This is a genomic window from Variovorax sp. KBS0712, from assembly GCF_006323185.2.
GTDB lineage: Bacteria > Pseudomonadota > Gammaproteobacteria > Burkholderiales > Burkholderiaceae_C > Variovorax > Variovorax boronicumulans.
On the sequence record NZ_VCCD02000001.1, the window covers coordinates 1,510,594 to 1,528,003 of the forward strand.

Annotated in this window: 13 protein-coding genes and 1 pseudogene; 7 read left to right on the top strand and 7 right to left on the bottom strand. The window is 69.4% G+C overall.

Annotation, left to right across the window (positions count from 1 at the left end):
• Nucleotides 1–58 precede the first annotated feature (58 nt).
• From FFI97_RS06885 to FFI97_RS06900, 4 genes are all read left to right on the top strand, one after another.
• Entirely contained in the window at nucleotides 59–973 is a 915-nt protein-coding gene (locus tag FFI97_RS06885; RefSeq protein ID WP_260684926.1) for a sensor histidine kinase, read from the top strand.
• A 79-nt stretch (nucleotides 974–1,052) separates the two neighbouring features.
• Complete coding sequence (locus tag FFI97_RS06890; RefSeq protein WP_070060629.1) at nucleotides 1,053–3,428, top strand: Tex family protein; 2,376 nt, start codon at nucleotides 1,053–1,055, stop codon at nucleotides 3,426–3,428.
• A 40-nt stretch (nucleotides 3,429–3,468) separates the two neighbouring features.
• The gene (locus FFI97_RS06895; RefSeq protein WP_139705835.1) at nucleotides 3,469–4,545 is read left to right on the top strand and encodes a phospholipase; all 1,077 of its coding nucleotides are present in this window, start codon (nucleotides 3,469–3,471) and stop codon (nucleotides 4,543–4,545) included.
• Nucleotides 4,546–4,640: 95 nt separating this feature from the next.
• Entirely contained in the window at nucleotides 4,641–5,627 is a 987-nt protein-coding gene (locus FFI97_RS06900; protein ID WP_139705882.1) for a tripartite tricarboxylate transporter substrate binding protein, read from the top strand.
• A 15-nt stretch (nucleotides 5,628–5,642) separates the two neighbouring features.
• On the opposite strand, the gene FFI97_RS06905 is transcribed toward FFI97_RS06900, so the two are convergent.
• From FFI97_RS06905 to FFI97_RS06935, 7 genes are all read right to left on the bottom strand, one after another.
• Nucleotides 5,643–6,029, bottom strand: a complete 387-nt coding sequence (locus FFI97_RS06905; RefSeq protein WP_056580973.1) for a DUF4150 domain-containing protein — start codon at nucleotides 6,027–6,029, stop codon at nucleotides 5,643–5,645.
• 21 nt (nucleotides 6,030–6,050) lie between these two features.
• A complete protein-coding gene (locus FFI97_RS06910; RefSeq protein WP_139705833.1) occupies nucleotides 6,051–6,737 on the bottom strand; it encodes a DUF3540 domain-containing protein in 687 nt (228 codons plus the stop codon).
• On the bottom strand, nucleotides 6,734–7,858 hold the full coding sequence (locus FFI97_RS06915) for a pentapeptide repeat-containing protein (RefSeq protein WP_139705831.1): 1,125 nt from the start codon (nucleotides 7,856–7,858) through the stop codon (nucleotides 6,734–6,736). The genes FFI97_RS06910 and FFI97_RS06915 overlap by 4 nt, the downstream gene beginning before the upstream one ends.
• Nucleotides 7,855–10,512, bottom strand: a complete 2,658-nt coding sequence (locus tag FFI97_RS06920) for a DUF2169 domain-containing protein (protein ID WP_139705829.1) — start codon at nucleotides 10,510–10,512, stop codon at nucleotides 7,855–7,857. The genes FFI97_RS06915 and FFI97_RS06920 overlap by 4 nt, the downstream gene beginning before the upstream one ends.
• A 5-nt stretch (nucleotides 10,513–10,517) precedes the next feature.
• Entirely contained in the window at nucleotides 10,518–10,955 is a 438-nt protein-coding gene (locus FFI97_RS06925; RefSeq protein WP_062472912.1) for a hypothetical protein, read from the bottom strand.
• 16 nt (nucleotides 10,956–10,971) lie between these two features.
• Nucleotides 10,972–13,314: a type VI secretion system Vgr family protein gene (locus tag FFI97_RS06930; RefSeq protein ID WP_139705827.1), complete on the bottom strand. Its 2,343-nt coding sequence runs from the start codon at nucleotides 13,312–13,314 to the stop codon at nucleotides 10,972–10,974.
• 175 nt (nucleotides 13,315–13,489) lie between these two features.
• A complete protein-coding gene (locus FFI97_RS06935) occupies nucleotides 13,490–14,626 on the bottom strand; it encodes an iron-containing alcohol dehydrogenase (RefSeq protein WP_095947634.1) in 1,137 nt (378 codons plus the stop codon).
• 63 nt (nucleotides 14,627–14,689) lie between these two features.
• Between FFI97_RS06935 and FFI97_RS06940 the strand changes: the two genes are divergently transcribed.
• The 3 genes and pseudogenes from FFI97_RS06940 to FFI97_RS06950 all read left to right on the top strand — a co-directional run bounded on the left by FFI97_RS06940 (nucleotide 14,690) and on the right by FFI97_RS06950 (nucleotide 17,406).
• Complete coding sequence (locus tag FFI97_RS06940; protein WP_139705825.1) at nucleotides 14,690–15,562, top strand: 2-keto-4-pentenoate hydratase; 873 nt, start codon at nucleotides 14,690–14,692, stop codon at nucleotides 15,560–15,562.
• A gap of 50 nt (nucleotides 15,563–15,612) precedes the next feature.
• Nucleotides 15,613–16,527 (top strand): alpha/beta hydrolase, encoded by a 915-nt coding sequence (locus FFI97_RS06945; RefSeq protein WP_139705880.1) that lies wholly within the window; start codon nucleotides 15,613–15,615, stop codon nucleotides 16,525–16,527.
• Nucleotides 16,524–17,406: pseudogene (locus FFI97_RS06950) on the top strand (YbgC/FadM family acyl-CoA thioesterase). Before FFI97_RS06945 ends, FFI97_RS06950 begins: the two are co-directional and overlap by 4 nt.
• The last annotated feature ends 4 nt before the right edge of the window (nucleotides 17,407–17,410 follow it).

Consider the following 17,410-nt stretch of genomic DNA (forward strand, 5'->3'; position numbering starts at 1 on the left):
GCCACCCATGCGCGCGCCCGCGCCCCCGCTCCCGCCGTATTTCCTGGAGGACCAGTTCGTGTGGCTTTCGATCGCCGCCTGGTGTGTGCTCCTGATCTGGCTGTGGCCGCGTGCCTCGCGCCAGCGGATGCTGCTGTGGGTGGGGCTCGCATTCGCGCTGCACCTGACGCCGGTGGTAGGGCAGGTGATTCGCGCGACCTCGGCGATCACCACGCTGGGTACCGAGGTGCCGGCCGCCTTCTGGGCCCTGCAGGGGGTGAACGTCGCCGTGCTCTGCATGATCGTGGCCACCTGGTATTTCACGCGGCGCCGCCTCGTGCGCTACCGCCAGGCGCAGGCCGTGCTCGCCGAGCGCCGCCGCATCGCCAGCGACCTGCATGACGGTGTCGGCTCGCGGCTGGTGGCGCTCATGGCCAGCTATGACCCGCGCTCGGCCGACGCCCGCGAGCTGTCGATGGCCCTGCAGGCCTGCCTGCTGGAGCTGCAGCTGACGGTCGACTCCCTCGACGACCAGGCCGACACCAGCATCGGCGAGCGCCTGGGCCACTTGCGTTACCGGCTGCAACCGGCGTTCGACCGGCTCGGCATCACGCTCGTGTGGAACGTGCAGGACGTGGTGCTGGCGCCGCCGCTGTCGCCCGAGGCCGCGATGCAGCTGTGCCGCATCGCGCAGGAGGCCTTGTCGAACGTGCTGCGCCATTCGCAGGCGACCCGCGTGGAGGTGCGCTTCGGCCCGCGCGAGCGCTCGCACGGGCTGGTGCTCGAAGTGCTGGACGACGGGCGCGGCCTGGATGCGGCGGCCGGCGAGGCCGGCGGCAAGGGCCTGCGCAGCATGCGCGAGCGCGCCGATGCGCTGCACGGCGAGCTGGCCGTCATGGACGCAGCGCCGCACGGGCTGCGCATCCGGCTCGTGATGCCCGGCGAAGTGCTGCCTCAGTCGGCGGTCGCGGCGCCGGCCGAGAGCACGTTGTAACCATCCCGCGCCGGTGCCCGGCGGGGGGCCTCGTCGCCTATGGCAAACTTCCGCGCTTTGCCAGGGACGCGCTCAAGACATGCAGAAAATCATTCGCCAGCTCGCCGTTGAAATCAAGGTCGGCGAGCACCAGGTGAAGGCCGCCGTCGAACTGCTCGACGAAGGCGCCACGGTTCCGTTCATTGCCCGCTATCGCAAGGAAGTCACGGGCGGCCTCGACGACATCCAGCTGCGCGAACTGGAGGCCCGGCTGTCTTACCTGCGCGAACTCGAAGACCGCCGCGTGGCGGTGCTCAAGGCCATCGACGAGCAGGGCAAGCTGACCCCCGAGCTGCGCGCCGCGATCGAATTCGCGCCCACCAAGCAGGAGCTCGAAGACCTGTACCTGCCGTTCAAGCAGAAGCGCCGCACCAAGGGCCAGATCGCCCGCGAATTCGGCATCGAGCCGCTCGCCGACAAGCTGCTGGCCGACCCCACGCTCGACCCGGCCGTGGAAGCCAAGGCCTTCCTGCAGCCCGCCACCACGCTGGACGACGGCAAGCCGGGCCCCGATTTCTCCACCGTGCCCCTCGTGCTCGACGGCGTGCGCGACATCCTGTCCGAGCGCTGGGCCGAAGACGCCGTGCTGGTGCAGCGCCTGCGCGAATGGCTCTGGAACGAAGGCCTGCTCAAGTCCACCCTGATGGCCGGCAAGGACGAGAACAACGCCGATATCGCCAAGTTCCGCGACTACTTCGACTACGACGAACCCATCGGCCGCGTGCCCTCGCATCGCGCCCTGGCCGTGTTCCGCGGCCGCGCACTCGAGGTGCTCGACGCCAAGCTCGTGCTGCCCGTCGAACCCGAGCCGGGCAAGCCCAGCATCGCCGAAGGCAAGATCGCGCTGCACCTGGGCTGGAGCCACGCGGCCCGCCCGGCCGACGACCTGCTGCGTAAGTGCGTGGCCTGGACTTGGCGCGTGAAGCTCGCGCTGTCGACCGAGCGCGACCTGTTCACCCGCCTGCGCGAAGACGCCGAAAAGGTCGCCATCAAGGTGTTCGCCGACAACCTGCGCGACCTGCTGCTGGCCGCGCCCGCCGGCCGGCGCGTCGTGATGGGCCTGGACCCCGGCATCCGCACGGGCGTGAAGGTGGCCGTGGTCGATTCGACCGGCAAGCTGGTCGAGACCGCCACCGTGTTCCCGCACGAGCCGCGCAAGGACTGGGAAGGTTCGCTGCACACCCTGGGCAAGCTGTGCGCCAAGCATGGCGTGAACCTCATCGCCATCGGCAACGGCACCGCCAGCCGCGAGACCGACAAGCTGGCCGGCGACCTCATCAAGCTGCTGGCCAAGATGGCCGCGCAGGCCGGTGCGCCCGAAATGACGGTCGACAAGGTCGTCGTCAGCGAAGCCGGCGCCTCCGTGTATTCCGCCAGCGAATTCGCCTCGCAGGAAATGCCCGATGTCGACGTGAGCCTGCGCGGCGCCGCGTCCATCGCGCGCCGCCTGCAGGACCCGCTGGCCGAGCTCGTGAAGATCGACCCCAAGAGCATCGGGGTGGGTCAGTACCAGCACGACGTGAACCAGAGCGAACTCGCGCGCACCCTGCAGGCCGTGGTCGAGGACTGCGTGAACTCGGTGGGCGTCGACCTGAACACCGCCAGCGTGCCGCTGCTCAGCCGCGTGTCCGGCCTGTCGGCCAGCGTGGCCAAGGCCGTGGTGCGCTGGCGCGAGGCCAACGGTGCGTTCTCCACCCGCAAGCAGCTGCTCGACGTGACCGGCTTCGGCCCCAAGGCCTTCGAGCAGAGCGCCGGCTTCCTGCGCATCCGCGACGGCGCCGACCCGCTGGACATCACCGGCGTGCACCCTGAAACGTATCCGCTGGTCGAGCAGATCATCGTCAAGACCGGCAAGCCGATCGCCGAGCTGATGGGTCGCGCCGACATGCTCAAGACGCTGAAGCCCGAGCTGTTCGCCAACGAGAAGTTCGGCGTCATCACGGTCAAGGACATCCTGGGCGAACTCGAGAAGCCCGGCCGCGACCCGCGCCCCGACTTCAAGGTGGCGCGCTTCAACGACGGCGTGGACGACATCTCCGACCTCACCGAGGGCATGATCCTCGAGGGCACCGTGAGCAACGTGGCCCAGTTCGGCGCCTTTGTCGACCTGGGTGTGCACCAGGACGGCCTGGTCCACGTGAGCCAGCTGAGCCACAAGTTCGTCAACGACGCCCGCGAAGTCGTCAAGACCGGCGACATCGTCAAGGTCAAGGTGATGGAAGTCGACGTGGCCCGCAAGCGCATCGGCCTGTCGATGAAGCTCGACGCCGCCCCCGCACGCCGCGACGGTCCGCGCGACAACCGCTTCGAAGGGGCAGGACGCGGCCAGCAGCAACAAGGCCGGCGCGACAACTCGCCGCAGCCGGCGGGGCAGATGGCGAGTGCGTTTGCCAAGTTGCAGGGGTTGCGCAAGTAAGCAGCCCGCCGACCGCACGTTTCTTGCAAACACCGCCGGCATGAAAGCCCTGCGCATCTACGCCGGCCCCACGGCCCGCCAGCACATCGAGCAGCACGGCCTGCGTCCGCAGGACGTGCGTACCATCCCCGGCGCGGCGGGCGGGCCCAAGGGGCTGATCCTCGGGCCGCTCGATCGCTTCATCTTCGGGCGCTGGCTCACGCAGTCGAGCCAGCCGGTGGACCTGGTGGGCGCGTCGATCGGCGCGTGGCGGCTGGCGACGGCCTGCCTGTCAGACCCGGAGGCGGCCTTCGGGCGCTTCGAGCACGACTACGTGCGCCAGCAGTTCGAAGTGCCACCGGGCCAGAAGCGGCTCAGTCCGCACCAGCTCAGCGAACGTTTCGCGGAGAGCCTCGACACCTTCTATGGCGGACGCATCGGTGAGGTGCTGGGCCATGCGCGCTACCGGCTGCATGTGGTGACCTCGCGCGGGCGCCACATCCTGGGGCGCGAGGGCAGGGCGCGCACGCCGGTCGGCTACCTGGGCGCCTTTGCGAGCAACAGCCTGCATCGCAAGAGCTTGGGCGCCTGGCTGGAGCGCTGCGTGTTTTCCACGCCCGGCGCGGCCTTGCCCTTCGGCACCAAAGACTTCCGCACGCGCCAGCACGCGCTGAGCGAGGCCAACTTCAACCGGGTGCTGCAGGCCTCGTGTTCCATTCCGTTCCTGCTGGCGGCGGTGCACGACATTCCGGGCGCGCCGCGCGGCGCCTACTGGGACGGCGGCATCACCGACTACCACCTGCACCTGGACTACCAGCCCGCCGACGAAGGCATCGTGCTGTACCCGCACTTCCAGCAGGCGGTGGTGCCGGGCTGGCTCGACAAGGGGCTGCGCTGGCGCCACAAGTCGACGCGCTTTCTCGACCGCATGGTGGTGCTGGCGCCGAATCCCGAATGGGTGAAGACGCTGCCGCACGGCAAGCTGCCCGACCGCAAGGACTTCATCCGCTTCGCGAACGACGCGCAGGCCCGCATCGCGGCCTGGGGTCAAGCCACGCGCGAGGCGACGCGCCTGTCGGATGAGTTCGAGGCCTGGCTCGGCGACGACGGGCGCTCGCGCGACATCCTGCCGCTCTGAACCCAGCTTGTCCCGTCGGGGACAAACCCTGAGCGCCGGCGCATGAGGGCGCTTCGAGAATGGTCCGATCCATGCCATTCGAAGGGTTCCCGACCATGCCGCACGCCACGCTCTCCCGCCGCCGTTTTTCCCTCGCCACCGCGGCCGCCGCTGCCAGCCTGGCCGCACCGTCTTTCGCACAGAGCGCCTGGCCGAGCAAGCCGATCCGCATCATCGTGCCCTACACCCCGGGCGGCTTCACCGACCAGATGGCGCGGCTGGTGCAGGCGGGCCTGCAGACGCGCCTGGGCCAGCCAGTGGTGATTGACAACAAGCCCGGCGCCAACAGCCTGATCGGCGTCGATGCCGTGGCCAAGGCCGCGCCCGACGGCAGCACCTTCGGCGTCGTCATCGCGGCCTACACGGCCAACACCACGCTGTACCCCAAGCTGCCCTACGACCCGCGCAAGGACCTCGTGGGCGTGTCGCTGATGGGGGTGTCGCCGCTGCTGGCGGCGGTCAACAACGACGCGCCGTTCAAGACGGCGCGCGAGCTCATCGACTACGCACGCAAGCACCCCGGCAAGATCAGCTTCGGTTCCTCGGGCAACGGCTCGGCCGCGCACCTCACGAGCGAGCTGTGGAAGTCGCTCACGCAGACCTACATGATCCACATCCCGTACCGCGGCGCGGTGCCTGCGCTGACCGACCTGATGGGCGGGCAGATCCAGCTGTTCTTCGACGCGCCCACGGGCCTCATCAACCAGGGCAAGGCCGGCAAGGTGCGGCTGATCGGCGTGGCCGGCGACAAGCGCCTGCCGGCCGTACCCGACGTGCCGACCTTCATCGAGCAAGGCTTCGCGGGCTTCACCGGCAGCACCTGGGCCGGCATGCTGGCGCCGGCGGGCACGCCGCGGGAGATCGTCAAGCGCATGTCGGAAGAAGTGGCGCGCATCATCAAGAGCGACGAGACGCGCGCCAAGCTCGATGCCATGGGCACCTTCCCGGCGGGCAGCACGCCGGAGGAGTTCGACGCGTTCATTGCGTCCGAGACCACCAAGTGGGGCAAGGTGATCCGCACGGCGGGCGTCAAGCTCGACTGAGCCTCCAGCGCTGTTTCAGGGGGCCAGCACCAGCACCTTGAACTGGCTGGGCACGATGCGCATGCCCACGATGTTGCAGCGGTTCTGCACCGCCAGGCTGGTCATGCGCGTGCAGGGCGTGCCCTTGAGCAGCACCGTGAACGCGCCGGTGATGTGGCGCGACGGCCCCATCACGGTCTGCGACACCACGCCCATGAGCACGCCGGCGTTGTCGCCGTTGGTGATCGGCGTGGTGGTCGCCATGTTGTGCACGGGCGTGCCGCCGTACAGGATGTTCCAGGCGTTGGGCAGGGCCGTCGGCCCGAGCGCGATGTTGGGGTAGGGCACGGGCAGCGCGGGCGGTGTCTTGCAGACATCGGGAAACGCGAGGTCCATTCCCATCATCTGTGCGTTGGCGAACATGGTTCAGGCTCCTTGTCGGTATCAACCCATGTGGATCTGTTCGGCGTCGACCTTCACCAGCGCCTGGCTGGTGACGAAGGTGTTCCTGGCGTGCAGTCGCAGGCTCTGCGAGGCCTGCATGTCGATCTGGCCCGCGCGCACCTGCTCGACCTCTTCAGTGAGGCGAAAGCTCGAGCGCGTGAGCAGGCTCAGGCGGTCGAGCACGGTCTCGAGCGTGCGGCCCACGAAGCGGGCGACCAGCGTGGTCACGCGCACCTCGGCGCCGCGGTAGGCCATGTCGGTGATGTCCACCGTGGCCTTGTCGGCCTGAAGTGCGAATGCGGAGGCCTGCATCGCGATGCCGCCGCGCCGCGAGCGGATCGTGAGGTCGCCCTCGGCCACGAGCTGCGACTGGCTGGGGTCGGCCTGGGTGACGACGGCGATCAGGAACAGCTGCTCGCGCTGCGGCCCGGCCACGAGCACGACATCGCCCACGGCGGGCTGCAACAGGCAGCTCGCGGCGCGCGGGCAATGCCAGGGCGCGCCGCTCGGCTGCGGTTCAACGACGAAGCGGCCGTTGGGCAGCGATTGCATGACGGTGCCGAGCGCGCTGCCGGTCCAGGCCGGTGCGGCGACCGCAGGCAGCGGCTTGCGCAGCAGCGCGTGCATCTCGGTCTCTGACGTAACCGATGGCGGCGAAGCAGCTTCGCGAAGGGCTCGTTGGGTCATGGCGGGGTGTCCTGTGGATCGGGCGGCAGTGGCCGGCCGAAGGTGTCGCGGCCGGCGCGTTGCGGGCGGCTCGCACGGGCGGCAGAAAAGCGCTCGGCCTCGAACAGCGCGGGGTCGCTGTCGAGCACGCCGAGGCGGTCGCTCCAGCGCGCACCGGTCTCGATCGCCCGGTGCATCTGGGTGCGGTGGAAGGTGGCGCCGCGCAGGTCGGCATCGGCGAGGTCGGCGTAGGAGAAATCCGCATACACGAGGTGGCTGCGGGCGAACGCGGTGCGGCGGCAGCTTGCGCGGTGGAACACGCACTGCTCGAGCCGCGCGTCCGACAGGTCGGCGTCGTCGAGCCGGGCACCGACCCACAGGCTCTGGTCGAAGTGCCCGCCGCGCGCATCCACCCGGCGCAGGTCGGCCTCGGGGAACAGGCATTGCGGCGCCTGCACGCCCGACAGCACCGCGCCTTCGAGCTTCGCGCCCTTGAAGTTGCACTGGCTCAAACGCGCGCCGGCGAAGTTGCAACCCGTGAGGTCGGCATCGATGAACTGGCACAGATGAAACGACTGCGCCGAGAAGTCCTGCCCCGCGAGGTCGGCCTCGCCGAAGATCACGTTGTGGAAGCTCGCGCCCCTGAAGCGCGTGCCGCGCAGCGCCGCGCGGTAGAAGACGGTGGTGTTCAGCGCCGTGTCGTCGAAGCGCGTGCCGTCGAGGCGGCATTCGCCGAACACCGACTTCGTGAGGTCCGCGCGCCCGAAGCCCGCGCCGTCGAGCGTGCTCTGGTGGAAGGTGGCCTGGCCCGCCTGCGCCGCGCTCATGTCGACGCCGCTCAGGTCGGCCTCGGAGAAGACGGCGTGGGCCATCGCCGCAGACCGCAACTGCGCACGGGGCAGGGCGCAGCGGTGGAAGGCGGCGTGCTGCAGGTCGGCGGTGTCGAGCACCGCGTCGTCGAAGCGGCAGCTGTCGAACACCGATTCGCCCAGCCGCGCGCCGCGAAGGTGGGCGCGGCGGAAATCGCAGGCGCCGAAGCTGCCGCCGCGCAGGTCCATGCCGTCGAAGTCCATGCCCTGGAAGTCCTGGTCCTGGATGTGGTCGCCGCCGCGGATCTTCGCTGCCAGCTCGGCCGGCGTCATCGCACCGGGCCCGCGGCGCGGCGCGGGAGGGTCTTGGCCTGTTCGAGGTGCGCGCCGTGCGTGTCGGTCACGCTGTCGATCAGGGTCTGCGAGACGTCGGCGCGGAACAGGTTGGTCTCGCGCAGGTCGGTGCGGACCAGGCGGGCTTTCTGCAGGCTGGCATGCATGAGGTTGGCGCCGCGCAGCGAGGCCTGCGTGAAGTCGGCGCGGATGAAGAGGCTTTCGGGCGCATCGCAACCGCTGAGGTCGGCGCCCGTGAGGCTGCAGGCCGACAGGTCGCACGTGTCGAGCGTGGCACGCACGAAGCGCGCACCGTCCAGCGGCATCTCGCGCAGGCCGCATTGCACCAGCGTCGCGTCTTCGAAGTCCATGGTGCGCAGGCTGCTGGTGCCGACGAAGCAGGTGGTGTGCAGGGTGGCGCCGCGAAAGACGATGCCGGTGTCGCCCGGCGTGTGGGCCCAGGCGCAGGCTTCGAGCCGGGCGCCGCTGAAGTCGAGCCGCTCGGCGATGCACGAGATCAGGCCGACCTTGTGGAGCACGGCGTTGCGAAAGCTGCAGTCTTGCAGGCGGGTCTGTTCGAGGAAGGTCACGTAGGAAAGGCGTGCGGCGTCGAAGCGGCAGTGGTCGACCTGCAGGCCGAGCACGGTCAGGTGCTCCAGCGAGGCTTGCGAGAAGTCGCAATGGTCGAAGTGCGTCTGCTCGAGCGTGGTGTGGTGCAACTGCGCCCCGGTGAACACGGTGTGGACGCAATGGGCCAGGCTGAGGTTCGCGCGGTGCAGCACGCAGCCCGCGAGCGAGGCCCGCGAAAGGCGCGCACGCACGAGCACGGCCTCGGTGGCATCCGCACCATCGAGCCGGGCGCCTTCGAGGTTCGCGTGTTCGAGCAAGGTGCGGTGCAGGCGCGCGCCGCGCAGGTCCATGCCTGACAGGTCGGCGCCCGTGAGGTCCATCTCCGAGAGGTCGCGGGTGGTGGCCATCGCGTCCTGCACGCGCTGGCGCGCCTCGGCGGCGCGTTCGCCTTCGAGCACGTCGGCGGGCGACTGGTGCTGCGCGCCCATCCGGTACATGTCGATCAGCCCGCGCTGGCCTTTCTCGACCACCTCCGCGAAGGCCTGCTGCTGCGCGGGCGGTAGCGCGGACGTGCCCGTCGCGGCGGCGATGCCGAACATGCCCTGCAGCACGGTCTGCGCATCGAAGGCGGGCGGGCCCTTGGTCGTGGTGCGGTCGATGCCCGAGACCAACTCTGCGGAGTCGAAGCCGACCTGGCGTGACTCGGCCGCATTGAGTTGCCCCGCACGTTCCAGCTCGCGCCGCCCGTCGTCGAGCGCCTTGCGCTGGTCCTGCGTGAAGCGCCGCGTGCGCTCGACGAACTCGGGCAGCTCGGCGAGCGTCGGCGCCTTGCGGAAGGGCTCGGGCAGCGGCCGTTCGCGCAGCAGGCGCGGATCGTGGCCGGCTTCGCGCGCCTGCTGCATCAGGTCCGCGCGCAGCCGGTCGCCGCGCTCGCGCATGTTGCGCACCAACGCGGATTCCTCACCGTCGTCCAGCGTGTCGAGCCACGGGCCGATGGCCTGCGCGGGCAGCAGCTCGTCGTCGCGGGCCGCATGCAGCGCGCCGGTCTCGGGATCGCAACGGCGCTGGAGGAGCGCGAAGTAGTGCGCCAGCGGGCGCGGTGCATCGCCCGCGGCTTCGATGGCCGGCATCACGTGCGTCACGTCGTCGGCGTCGTCTTCCACGATGTCGATCTCGCCGTGGTGGATCAGCGCCACCTGTCCGCGGTGCGGAAAGAACCACGCCGTGGTGAGGCGCATGGGCACTTCGTCGAACTGCTCGGGTTCGCGGCTGGGGCCGTTGCGCCGCGCGATGAAGGCGCGCGCACGCCAGTCGGGCAGGCGCCCGCGCTGCACCGGTTGCGTGGGGTGCATGTGCCAGATTTCGTAGGGCGTGTCGCCGGGAATGTGGTCGCGCGCGGGCCAGCGTTGCTGCGGCGGCGCGGCGTTGAAGAAGCGCCAGTCCATGTCCTCCGAAAAACCGGGGAACAGGTGCTCGCGCCAGTGGCCGTCGTACTGCTGGCCAATCAGGCGCATGCGGCTGGGCCGGGTCAGCTCGATCGGGCCGAAGCCGGCGGGCTCGGTCTCGCGATCGGACCGGTCGATGCGCTGCTGCGGGTCTTCGATGTTCGGCAGGCGCTGCACCTGCAGGCCGTTGACGGTTTCGTGCGCGTGGCCGATGCCCCGCGGGTTCTCGGCAAAGCTGGGGCCGCCGTAGGCACGTGTGGCGTCGAGCCGCATCGACTCGAAGGGCTGCGGCGCGGTGGCGCGGCCGTCGAGCCAGAAGCGGTCGCCGAACACCAGCAGCTGGCGCGAAAGCTCCCCCACGCGCATCGCGACGGCGCACGCAGTCTTGTCGTCCTGATGCTGCGTGTAGGCATACCCAGTGGCCAGAAACTCGGCGTGGGGTTTGGGAATGCCCAGGTCGATGGCGCCTGTGGGGCCGAGCTCTTCGGCGGCGATCTTCCAGAACTCCGGCTCGGGCAGCAGCACGGGCGCGGCGTCCATCGACACCATGCCCATCAACGTGACACCCAGGCGTTGCCGGCCGCCTCGCAGGAAGGGGCGCGTGATGACGCTCAGCCGCAGCGGCTTGACGGTTTTCAATGGGACTAGCTCCGTGCGGGCGCCACTTCGAGCGGCGTGCGCTGCCGATCGACCGCCACCACGTCGGGGTGCGCCGGGTCCTGGACCAGGTGCAGGGTCGCGCCCGGCACCGCGAGCCGGGGCAGCAGCAGTTCGTCGACCAGCGTGCGCAGCACCACGCTCGGCACCGGCGACGACGGCGGCATCTGCAGCGTGAATTCGAGCGCGACCATGCACTGGCCATGGCTGCCCGGGCTGGTGAGCTGGTGTTCGGAGCGCCGCACCTGGGCCACCACGCCGTGCGTGGCCACGCCGGCCCCGCCCAGGCGTTCGCCGATGCGCCGCTCCTGCGTGTACCTGCGCTGCTCGCGCGTGGCCGTGACGACCACCGCGACGCCGGCCAGCAGCGCCCCGCCCATCATCACGGCGAAGACGCTCCAGAGGACCTGTTCCCAGATGGCCATCGATGGGGCGATCGGCTCAGACCTTGACGGTCATCGCCTTGGCGGCGAAGGCCAGGCCGCCGCTGGCGATCTTCATGCCGATGTTCGCGACCTTGAGCATCTTTCCCTCGATCTCGGTCGCCGAGTTCTGCGAGCGGAACACCGCCACGTCGAGCCGTATGCCCGAGAACTGCGAATTGAGGATGTAGTTCTGCTGGCGCAGCCCCCACAGGTCGAGCGCCAGCCCGACCGCCGAAAAACGCGCCCCTACGCCGCCCGCGCGGTACCAGCGCCAGTCGTTGCTCTTGGCGTAGTTGTTGATGTAGGTCTTCGAGTTGTTCGTGTAGTCGTTCGTGATGTTCTTGTAGACCTTGGACGTCGTGTTGTAGACGTTGGTGTTGATCACGTGCTGCGTCGTGTTGTGGATGTGGTTCGTGGTGTTGAAGGTCACGTCCGGCGAGGTGTGGACCGTCGGGCCGGTCACCGTGGTGTTCGACGGACCGTTGACGTGCACGGTGTTCGACGTGTTGATGGTGTCGTTGCGGCCCGCGCTCACGAAGCGGATTTCCTGCCCGTCGATGGTGCCGTTGAAGCCGCCGCTGATGGCGAGCGTCACGCCGCCGGAAATGGTGTCGTTCAGCCCGCCGCTGAGCGTGCGCGTCTTGCCGCCCGTGATGCGCTGCGTCACGCCGCCGCTCACGGTTTCGCTGAAGCCGCCGGTCACGTCGCGCGTGTCGCCGCCGGTGATGGTTTCTGTCGCGCCGGCCGTGATGTCGCGCGTCTCACCGTCCTGGTAGGTGGCCGACTCGTGGCCCTTGATGAGGGTGGTGCGGGTGCCGTCGGTGGTGTGGGTCTCGTCGGCTTCCACTTCGACGTCGAGGTTGCGCTCTGCGTGCAGCAGGATCTGCTCGGCGCCCGTGCGGTCCTCGAAGCGCAGCATGTTGGCCTGGTTGGCCGCGCCGCCGGTGCTGGAGCGCGTGAGGATGCCGCTGGCCGTGGCGTTGGCGGGCAGCTCCCACGGCGGCATCTGGTCGCTGTTGTAGACGCGGCCGGTGATGATGGGGCGGTCGGGCTGGCCGCCGATGAAATCGACGATCACTTCCTGGCCCACGCGCGGCATGTGCATGGTGCCGTAGTTGGCGCCGGCCCAGTTGCTCGACACGCGCACCCAGCACGAGCTGTTCTCGTCCGACTGGCCGTAGCGATCCCAGCGGAACTGCAGCTTCACGCGGCCGAAGCGGTCGGTCCAGATCTCTTCGGGGCCGACCACGGTGGCGGTCTGCGGGCCGTTGGTGCGCGGGCGCGGCGTGGTGCGCGCGGGGCGGTAGGGCACGGCCGAAGGCAGCACGGTGAAGTCGAACTCGCACACCGATTCGCTGCTGCCGCCGGTCGAGTATTCGGGCTCGCGCAGGTCGTAGCGCGTTCCGGTGACGAGGTACTCGCGGTTGTCGGCCTCGCGCGGGCAGTGCGTCATCTCGAACAGGTGGCCCGGCGCCATGCCGACCACGTTGGTGTGGCCCGAGGCCAGCTCGTGCGCGCACTGCAGCTCCTGCAGGCGGATCTTCGCGTAGGCGTCGCCTTGCTGGTGCTCGCTGTAGCCGCCGAGCCATTCATAGACTTCGTAGGTCGCGTGGTCGTGGCCCTTGGGGTCCTGCTGCACGCTCTGCAGCGAGGCGCGCGACTTCCTGAAGTCGAAGTCGTCGAGCATCACGCGGCCCGAGGTGATCTGCTCGGCCACGCGCCAGCGGTCGATGCAGGGCTCCAGCGCATTCACCACGCGGTCGCGCGGGCGGTAGGGAATGCGGGCGTGGCCCGGCAGCGGGTGGTAGCCGCCCGTGTCGTCGGCCAGCACCAGCAGGTGCGAGCCGTTGCCGTGCTCGAAGTGGTAGGCGATGCCTTCGTGCTCCATGAGGCGGCTCACGAAGGCGAAGTCGCTCTCCTGGTACTGCACGCAGTACTCCCAGGGGCGGTAGCTGCCCGTGAGGCGCTTCTCGAACTGGAAGCCGTACTTGCCCAGCACCGCATCGAGCACCTCGGGCACGCTCTGGTTCTGGAAGATGCGGCAGTCGGTGGTGCGCGTGAGGTACCACAGCCAGGGCTGCACGAGCGCGCGGTAGATGTAGTGGCGACCGGTTTCGTTGGCGCGCCCGACCAGCTCGAAGCGCACCACGGTGCCGTTGAGGTAGCGCGTTGTGCCGTCGTCGGCAATGGCCAGCGTGAGCGAGGTGCCGAGCAGGCGCTTCAGGTCGAGGTTGAAGCTGGTGCTGACCATGTCGACCTCGAACTCGAAGAGTTGCGAGAGTCCTTCGTGTCCCCGCATCGCGCGGAACTTGAGTTGCTCGGCGCTCAGGACGGTATGGACTTGGACGGTACGCGGCATTCGACACTTCCCTGACCCCTCGGGCTTTCACGGATGCGAAGCCTCTGCAGATGGGGCCAGGCCAGTATGAAAACGCCGCGTGTCACATCCATGACGCGCCCCATGCAAAAGGCCGTCGAAACGGCCTTTTGTGAAAGCGAATGCACGCCTGCGCAGCAGGAGTGACGCAAAGGTTTTACATCGACGCTTCGAGCATCGCCTTGTAGTCGTCGCGCGTGGCCAGCCGCGGGTTGGTCTTGTGGCAGTGGTCGGCCATGGCACCGTCGATGATCTGTTCGAACATCGCGGGCGTCACGCCCACTTCGGCCAGGCCCTTGGGCAGGCCCAGGCGCGCGTTCATGTCGCGGATCGCGTGGCCGAGGTCGCCGGCCGAGTCCAGGTGCATGGCCTGCGCCATGCGCTGCAGGCGCTGTTCCTTCTGCACCGACTCGGCGCCCGAATTGAAGTGGATCACCGCCGGCAGGAAGAGGGCGTTGAGCGTGCCGTGGTGCAGGCGCGGATCGACGCCGCCCAGGCTGTGGCTCAGCGAGTGCACGCAGCCCAGGCCCTTCTGGAAGGCCATGGCGCCCTGCATCGACGCGCTCATGAGGTTCAGGCGCGCCTCGCGGTCGCTGCCGTCTTTCGTCGCGCGCTCGATGTGGCCCCACGCGCGCTCCAGGCCGTCGAGGCCGATGCCATCGGCCGGCGGGTTGAAGGCGGCCGACATGAAGGTTTCCATGCAGTGCGCGATGGCGTCCATGCCGGTGGCGGCCGTGAGCCGGGGCGGCAGGCCGAGCGTGAGCTCGGGGTCGCAGATGGCGGCCTTGGGCATGAGGAACCAGCTGTGGAAGCCCAGCTTGCGGTGGTCGTCGACGATGACGATGGCGCCGCGCGCCACCTCGCTGCCGGTGCCGCTGGTGGTGGGCACGGCAATGAGCGGCACCGCGCGCTCGGTGATCTTGGGCGAGCCGCCTTCGATGGTGGCGTAGGTCTTGAGCGGGCCGTCGTGCGTGGCCGCGATGGCCACGCCCTTGGCGCAGTCGATGGCCGAGCCGCCGCCCACGGCGATGAGGCCGTCGCAGCGGCCGCTGCGGTAGAGCTCGACGGCGGCGCGCACGGCGGCCTCGGTCGGGTTGGAGGGCGTCTGGTCGAACACCGAGACCTCGAGATCGGCGATGGCGTCGAGCGCCTTCTGCAGCACGCCGGCCGCGCGCACGCCGGCGTCGGTGACGATCAGGGGGCGGTTGATGCCGATGCGCGCGCACTCGCTCGACAGGAGCTTGATGGCGCCGAATTCGAACTGGATCTGGGTGAGGTATTGGATGAGGGCCATGAGGGGGAACGCCCGAGGGCAGTACGATTGCTGACCGTTCGAATCTAACAAGAGGGGACATTCTTGCCCACCAACAAAACCCTTGCGTCTGTCGCACTGGGCTCAGCGCTGCTGGCCGCCTCGATCCAGGCCGCCTGTCTCAGCGACACCCAGGTGGCCGACTTCGCCGCCGCGCAGGCAGCGCGCACGCCCGCCGCCGACATCGAGAACCTCAGCGAGGCCGACGCGGCCTGCACGCGCGCCAAGCTCAACGTGCTGCATGCGCGCAACCTGGGCGAGATGGTCGGCTACAAGGCGGGCCTCACCAACCCCGCGGTGCAGAAGCGCTTCAACTACGACCAGCCGGTGTGGGGCGTGCTCTACCAGCGCATGCTGCTGGACAGCGGCGCGGTGGTCGATGCGGCCTTCGGCGCGCGGCCGCTGTTCGAGGCCGACATGCTGGTGCGCGTGAAGAGCGCCGACATCCACAAGGCCAAGACACCGGCCGAGGTGCTGGCCAACATCGACCAGCTCATTCCCTTCATCGAGCTGCCCGACCTCGCGGTGCAGACGCCCTCGAAGCTCAACGTCCCGGGCGTGGCGGCCATCAACGTCGGTGCGCGGCTCGGCGTGCGCGGGCTGCCGGTCGATGTGCCGGCCACGGCCGACGGCCAGTCCTGGATGCTCGAAAGCCTGCGCGACATGCGCGTGGTCATGAAGGACGGGCAGGGCAAGGAGCTGGCGACTGGCAAGGGATCGGACATCCTCGAGCACCCGCTCAACGCGGTGGTGTGGCTGGCCGGCGCGCTGGCCAAGGACGGCATCGCGCTGAAGCCGGGCGACCTGATCAGCCTGGGCTCGTTCTCGCCGCTGCTGCCGCCCAAGGCCGGGCAGACTGTGATGGTGAGCTACGAAGGGCTGTCGCGCATGCAACCGGTGGTGGTGTCTTTCAAGTGAGCACGACCACGACAGCGAACCGCCTCGCGCAACCCGCACTCACACCGAAGATGGCCGGCGTGGTCGAGCGCATGGCGCGCGCGGGCCATCCGCCGCTCGACCAGCTCACGCCCGACGAAGCCAAGGCCTCGTACGAAAAAGGCGCGGGCGTGCTTGAGGTGCCCAAGCCCGAGCTGGCGCGCATCGAAGACTTCCACATCGCCGCGCGCGACGGCCACGCCATTCCCGCGCGGCTGTATGCGCCGTCGGCCGAGGTGCTGCCGGTGCTCGTGTACTTCCACGGCGGCGGCTTCACGGTCGGCAACATCCGCACGCACGACACGCTGTGCCGCGTGCTCAGCCTCAAGAGCGGCTGCGCGGTGGTGTCGGTCGACTACCGGCTCGCGCCCGCGCACAAGTTTCCGACCGCGTCGAACGACGCGTGGGACGCCTTCCAGTTCATCGCCACGCAGGGCGCGAGCCTGGGCCTGGACGGCACGCGCCTGGCGGTGGGCGGCGACAGCGCGGGCGGCACGCTGGCGGCCGTGTGCGCCATCCTGGCGCGCGATGCCGGCCTGCCGGTGGCACTGCAGCTGCTCATCTACCCCGGCATGGCCGCGCACCAGGACACCGAGTCGCACCGACGCCATGTCGACGGCCCGCTGCTGACCAAGGCCATGATCGACTTCTTCTTCGCCCAGTACGTGAACACGCCCGCCGACCGCGACGACTGGCGTTTCGCGCCCTTGCTGGCCGACGACGTCGACGGCGTGGCGCCGGCATGGATCGGGCTGGCCGAGGCCGATCCGGTGGTGGACGAAGGCATCGCCTACGCCGACAAGCTGCGCGCCGCGGGCGTGGCGGTCGACCTGGAAATCTACCGTGGCGTGATCCACGAATTCATCAAGATGGGCCGGGCGATTCCCGAGGCGCTGCAGGCGCAGAACGACGCGGCCCGCGCACTGAAAGAGGCATTGAACCCATGAGCGAGAACAACAACACCCCGGTCCGCCGCGAGGACTTCCACTACTTCCATCGCCTGCGCGTGCGCTGGGCCGAGGTGGACATGCAGAAGATCGTCTTCAACGCGCACTACCTGATGTACTTCGACACCGCCATCGCCGACTACTGGCGCGCGATGGCGCTGCCCTACGAAGAGGCGATGCATTCGCTGGGCGGCGACCTGTACGTGCGCAAGGCGACCATCGATTTCCGCGCCTCGGCCCGCATGGACGACGTGATCGACGTGGGCATGAAGTGCGCGCGCATCGGCAACTCGTCGATCATTTTCCAGGGCGGCCTGTTCCGTCAGGACGAGTTCCTGGTGGGCTGCGAGCTCGTCTACGTGTTCGCCGACCCGGCCACGCAGACCTCGAAGCCGGTGCCCGCGGCCCTGCGCGAGACGCTGACGGCCTTCGAGGCCGGCGAGCCGATGCGCACCGTCGAGACCGGCGACTGGGCCACGCTCGGCGAAGGCGCGAGCGCGCTGCGTCGTGCCGTGTTCATCGAGGAACAGAACATTCCCAAGGAGCTGGAGTGGGACGCGCACGACGCCGTCGTGCTGCACGCGGTGGCGCGCAACCGGCTCGGCCAGGTCATCGGCACCGGCCGGCTGCTGCCCGCCGAGGACGGCGTCTCGCACATCGGCCGCATGGCGGTGCATCGCACCTTGCGCAGCGGCGGCCACGGCGCGGCCGTGGTGCAGGCGCTCGAAGACGCGGCCCGCGCGCGGCGACCGCGAAGTGGCGCTCAACGCGCAGCGCAGCGCCGAGCGCTTCTATGCGCGACTCGGCTACGCGGTGCACGGCCAGCCTTTCGAGGAAGCCGGCATTGCGCACATCGAGATGCGGCGCGCGCTGCGCTGAGCAC